At 66.6% G+C, this 4,266-nt stretch carries 5 protein-coding genes and 1 pseudogene; 2 read left to right on the forward strand and 4 right to left on the reverse strand.

The window, feature by feature from the left end:
- Positions 1-547 (forward strand): annotated as a pseudogene (locus tag Q0C41_RS30185) (Na+/H+ antiporter); the annotation flags it as partial.
- 412 nt (positions 548-959) lie between these two features.
- Here the strand turns inward: Q0C41_RS30185 and Q0C41_RS30190 are convergent.
- From Q0C41_RS30190 to Q0C41_RS30200, 3 genes are read right to left on the reverse strand one after another with little or no spacing between them, the layout of a single operon-like run.
- Positions 960-1,790 carry a BON domain-containing protein gene (locus Q0C41_RS30190; RefSeq protein WP_291990536.1) on the reverse strand — a complete coding sequence of 277 codons (831 nt, stop codon included), beginning with the start codon at positions 1,788-1,790 and terminating at the stop codon, positions 960-962.
- 41 nt (positions 1,791-1,831) lie between these two features.
- Positions 1,832-2,044 (reverse strand): CsbD family protein, encoded by a 213-nt coding sequence (locus Q0C41_RS30195; protein WP_291990538.1) that lies wholly within the window; start codon positions 2,042-2,044, stop codon positions 1,832-1,834.
- Positions 2,041-2,208, reverse strand: coding sequence for a hypothetical protein (locus Q0C41_RS30200; protein WP_291990540.1), 168 nt, complete (start codon positions 2,206-2,208; stop codon positions 2,041-2,043). The genes Q0C41_RS30195 and Q0C41_RS30200 overlap by 4 nt, the downstream gene beginning before the upstream one ends.
- A gap of 673 nt (positions 2,209-2,881) precedes the next feature.
- Between Q0C41_RS30200 and Q0C41_RS30205 the strand changes: the two genes are divergently transcribed.
- Positions 2,882-3,235 carry a hypothetical protein gene (locus Q0C41_RS30205; protein WP_291990542.1) on the forward strand — a complete coding sequence of 118 codons (354 nt, stop codon included), beginning with the start codon at positions 2,882-2,884 and terminating at the stop codon, positions 3,233-3,235.
- A 64-nt stretch (positions 3,236-3,299) separates the two neighbouring features.
- Here Q0C41_RS30205 and Q0C41_RS30210 read toward each other — a convergent pair whose 3' ends face one another.
- Entirely contained in the window at positions 3,300-3,743 is a 444-nt protein-coding gene (locus Q0C41_RS30210; protein WP_367079324.1) for a PRC-barrel domain-containing protein, read from the reverse strand.
- Positions 3,744-4,266 lie beyond the last annotated feature (523 nt).

The following is a 4,266-nucleotide window of genomic DNA, read 5'->3' on the forward strand; positions in this document are numbered from 1 at the left end:
GCTCGCCGGCGTGCGCGGCGCGGTGACGCTCGCCGGTGTGCTGAGCCTGCCGGCCGCGCTCGCCGACGGCAGTCCGTTCCCGGCGCGCGACCTGGCGATCCTGCTCGCTGCGGGCGTGATCGTGCTGTCGCTGGTGCTCGCGACAGTGGGTCTGCCGCGGACCCTGCAGGGCCTCGAACTGCCGCCCGAACCGTCCCGTCAGGCCGCCGAGGCCCGCGCGCGCACGGCCGCTGCCGGGGCCGCGATAGCCGCGATCGACGCTGCGCAGCAGCGCATGGGCGCCGGACTCGCCAACGGGTACCGCCACACCGACACTGCCGCGCGGATCATGGCGCTGTATCAGCAGCGCATCGAACGCGACGGACTCGATGTCGACGCCTCGCAGCAGCGCGACGACGCCGATCTCGAGCGCCAGCTCAGACGCATCGGCCTGCACGCGGAACGGGAAGAACTGCTCCGCAGCGGACGCGCCCACGGGCTGAACGATCTCGATTTGCGCAAGATGATGCGGGAACTCGATCTGCAGGAGACGCGCTATGGCGGATGAATCGGCGCGTGTGCGAGGTGGTGCCCGCGTCTGAATGGCCGAGCGCCGATATCGCTCACGCGCCATGATCGCGCGAAACGCAGCGTCACCGCCCAGGTTGCTGAGAAGGCGCAGCGGGGGGCACGGGTTGCGCGTCCTGCGTCAGCCCGACGAGCGGGGCGCATGGACGCTCAGGGATATGGCCACCACCGGGCATGAAAAGATGGAAACGGACGGCATGGAGGATGCCCGCGGCGCCCGAGCGGCTTGCTGTTGGCCTAGCGCGTCGGACCAGACTCCCTGGCGTTGCCGCGTGGCGCCCACCCAGTTCATCTTTCTCCGTGTCTCTGTCTGCTCCGTGGCCGGGCGCAGCCCGCGGCTGCCGACCCGCCAGGCCAGTCGCCGGCCGTCCGTGGCCGGCGCCGACCGCCTGCTACAGCACCAGGCCTTCGGACTCCACGCGCTTCACGCCGCGGACGTTCTTCGCGAGCTCGATCACCAGCGCGCGTTCGACGCCGCTATCGACCTTGCCGGTCAGCGTGACGATGCCCGCGCCCGTTTCCACTCCGATGTCGGAGCCGTCGACGTGGCTCGAGTAGAGGAAGATCGATTTGACCTTGGTCGTGATCCACGTATCGGCGATTTCACGCTCGGCGGTGCCCACCTTCGACCCGGCCTCTTGCGCCATCGACGCCTGCGGGGCGCCGACCGTCAACTGGTTGTCGACGGCAGTCACACCTCGCGTGTTCGCGGCGAGCGCACCGGCCGCGATCTTCGCCGCCTTGCTGTCGGCCGTGCCGGCCAGCGTCACCTTGCCGCCCGCGGTCTCCACCTTCGTCGTCAGCGCCTCGGTGTGCGTGCTCCACGCCAGCTTCGACTTCACCGCGGCGGTGATCGTCGCGTCGTCGATGCGCGCGGCATACTGGTTGCCGGACGATTGCGGCGGCGGCACGTAGTCGGACTGCACCTTGATCAGGTTGTCGACTTCGGTCACGCCATCGACGCCCAGCGCAATCTGTTGCGCGAGGTCCCTGTTCACCTCTTCGTCGACCATGCCGCTCAGCGTGGCCTTGCCGGCGTCGACCGTGACCTTGAGATCGTTGGCCCGCAGATACGGGCTCAGCGCATAGGTCGTCCAGATCTGGGTTTCCTGTCGGGCTTCGACGACATCCTGTGTCATCGGCGTCGCGGCCAGCGCGCTGCCGGCCATGACGGCCAGTGCGATCGCCGAGACCGGCTTCAGTAATCGGGTCTGCAATTTCATGTTCGTCATCCTGTCAGGTGACGGCTGAGGCGCAGCGCGCCTCAGCCGCGGTGACTGTCGAAGAAGTGTTTGACCTGCTTTTCGGCTTCTTCGCGCGAGATCGCGTAACGCTGCTCGATCAGGCCGGCGAGCTTATCCTCATGCCCTTCGACTTTCAGCAGTTCGTCGTCGGTCAGTTCGCCCCACGCCACCTTGGCGGCGCCCATCTGCTCACGCCATTTGCCCTTCAGTTCGTCAACGCTCGGCAGGTTCATGACAGCACCTCGGGATGATTCGTCGGCACATCGTCACGCGTGGTGGCGAGCGGCAGACGGACGATGGTGGACGGGCGCGGCATCAGGCGCGCGACGGGGTTCAACGGCAGCTCGCGCGGCTTTGCGCGGGCAATCGATACGGCGGCAATCTGGCGAATCTTCATGGGGACCTCGGCGATCCCGCTGTCGGCGATATGGCGGACGGTCGGGATCGATATCAGGCGCCCAGCATGCCGCCCGCGGCACGCGAGGTCGGTGCGCTGACGCGCTTATTCGCGGCGGCACGCGACGCGACTCTGAGGTTTCGTGTGACGGGGTGCATGGTGATGTCCAGTTTTTTGCCACCGAGAAAAGAGCGAGGAAGATCGAGTGGTGTTGGTCCTCATTCAGGAGCAAGCGCATTCCAGCTCGCCTCGGCCCGGGCACTGGTAGCGCACGCTCTGCTCATTGTTCCGGTGCGCGGTCTGGGCTGCCAACTTCGTCGGCCGTGGTGCGATGTGATGTGCAGGTCTTTGGCCACCGGGAACACCGAGGGCATGAGAGGAGCATTGGAATTCATGACTGGTGTTGGTGGCATGCTCAGGGGAAGTCGGGTCCGAGCGCGTTGCAGGCCAGGCACTGGTGTATCCAACGCCCTTCTCAATGCGTCTTCCTCTGTGTTCCCGGTGGCCGGATAGAAGCCTTCTTCGTTGGCATCAGCGCCCCCGGCACATGTGCGGTGACGTACCGACGCACGGGCGGCCTGCGCGCACAGTGCTGGCTCGGCGGCAGGCGCAGCGCGCGCATGCTCACGCCATCGTTCATCGCAATTCGAAGGGAAGACCTATGAAGTATTCAATGCTGCTGACAGTGCTCGTGCTGGCCGGGGGACTGACCGCCTGCGACAGGCCCGAAGTGGAGTCGTCGACGACCGTCGTGGCCGTGCCGGGTCCGGCCGGTCCGGCCGGTGAGACGGGTGCGACGGGCGAATCCGGCGCCAAGGGCTACACGGGTGCCACGGGTTCGACAGGCGCCACGGGCGGCACCGGTTCGACCGGTGCGACCGGTGCGACCGGCGACACCGGCACGACAGGGGCCACTGGCGGCGCCGGCGAAACGGGTGCCACCGGCGACACCGGCGCGACGGGCGAGCCCGGCAAGACCGGCGGTGACACGACGATCATCGTGCCAGCCCCGACGCCGGCGAACTAAGTCCGCCAGAGTCAGGCGGTGTACGCGTTGCGCACGCGTACACCGTCGACGCTGGCGCCGTGGCTCAGCCCTGCGGCTGATCCGTGTAGGGCTTGGTGCCATAGTACGAGTGGATGCTGCTGGTCCAGGCCTGGTCCGCCATGTCGGGCCAGTGCTGCTTGTCGAAACCTGGCGCATCCTTCAAGCGATCCTTGTCGACGTTCAACACGAAGCGCTTGTGCTCGGTGTCGAGCGTCAGCGCGTTCCACGGCACCGCGAACAGCTTCTCGCCCATGCCGAGAAATCCACCGAACGACAGCACCGCGTAACCGACGCGGCCGCTGCGCATGTCGAGCATGATCTCCTTGATGTCGCCCAGGCTCTCATCGTTCTGGTTGACGACGTCGTTACCCATCAGCGTGTCGGCGCCCATCAAGGCCGGACCCGGACCCCGTGATTCATCCGGCCCGGCACTCGTGCCGACCTTCGTCGAATAAATGCCGAAGGGATCGCGTTCTTCATAATTCATGTTCGTCTCCTTGAGTCTGGTTCGGTCCGGCACAGGCTACGGACCGCGCGCGTGCCGGTCGGTACGCGAGCCAACACAGCACGGCACAGGAGCGCCTTCGATTCGAACGCGGCGGTGGGGGGGGCGGACCGTGGCTGGCTACCGACCACACCTGGGATTTCGAAGGGAGATGAGTGTTCAATCTAAAGGCCCGATCGCGGCACGCCGGGAGCAGGCCTGAGTCCCTGTCGCCGACGCCAATTCGCTGCGGTCGTTGCGCTGACGCACCCGTCCTCATGAACGCCAGGTATCGCCTGACGTAGCCCGGATGCAGCATCGCGGAATCCGGGATCGGGTGTTTGCACCGCGTTGAACCGCGGCAGCCGGACGGCATGGCACGGGTGCCGGGGATGAGCGGGGGCGCCGCCGCGATCCCGGATTGCGCTGCGCTCTGAGGAATCCCCCCGAATCCAGGAAGTAAGATTCGTCGAATCAGGGAGATAGAGGATCGACGTGCATGCTGCCCTCTGATCTAATCGTTGTT

Source organism: Luteitalea sp. (assembly GCF_022842525.1).
Taxonomy (GTDB): domain Bacteria; phylum Acidobacteriota; class Vicinamibacteria; order Vicinamibacterales; family Vicinamibacteraceae; genus Luteitalea.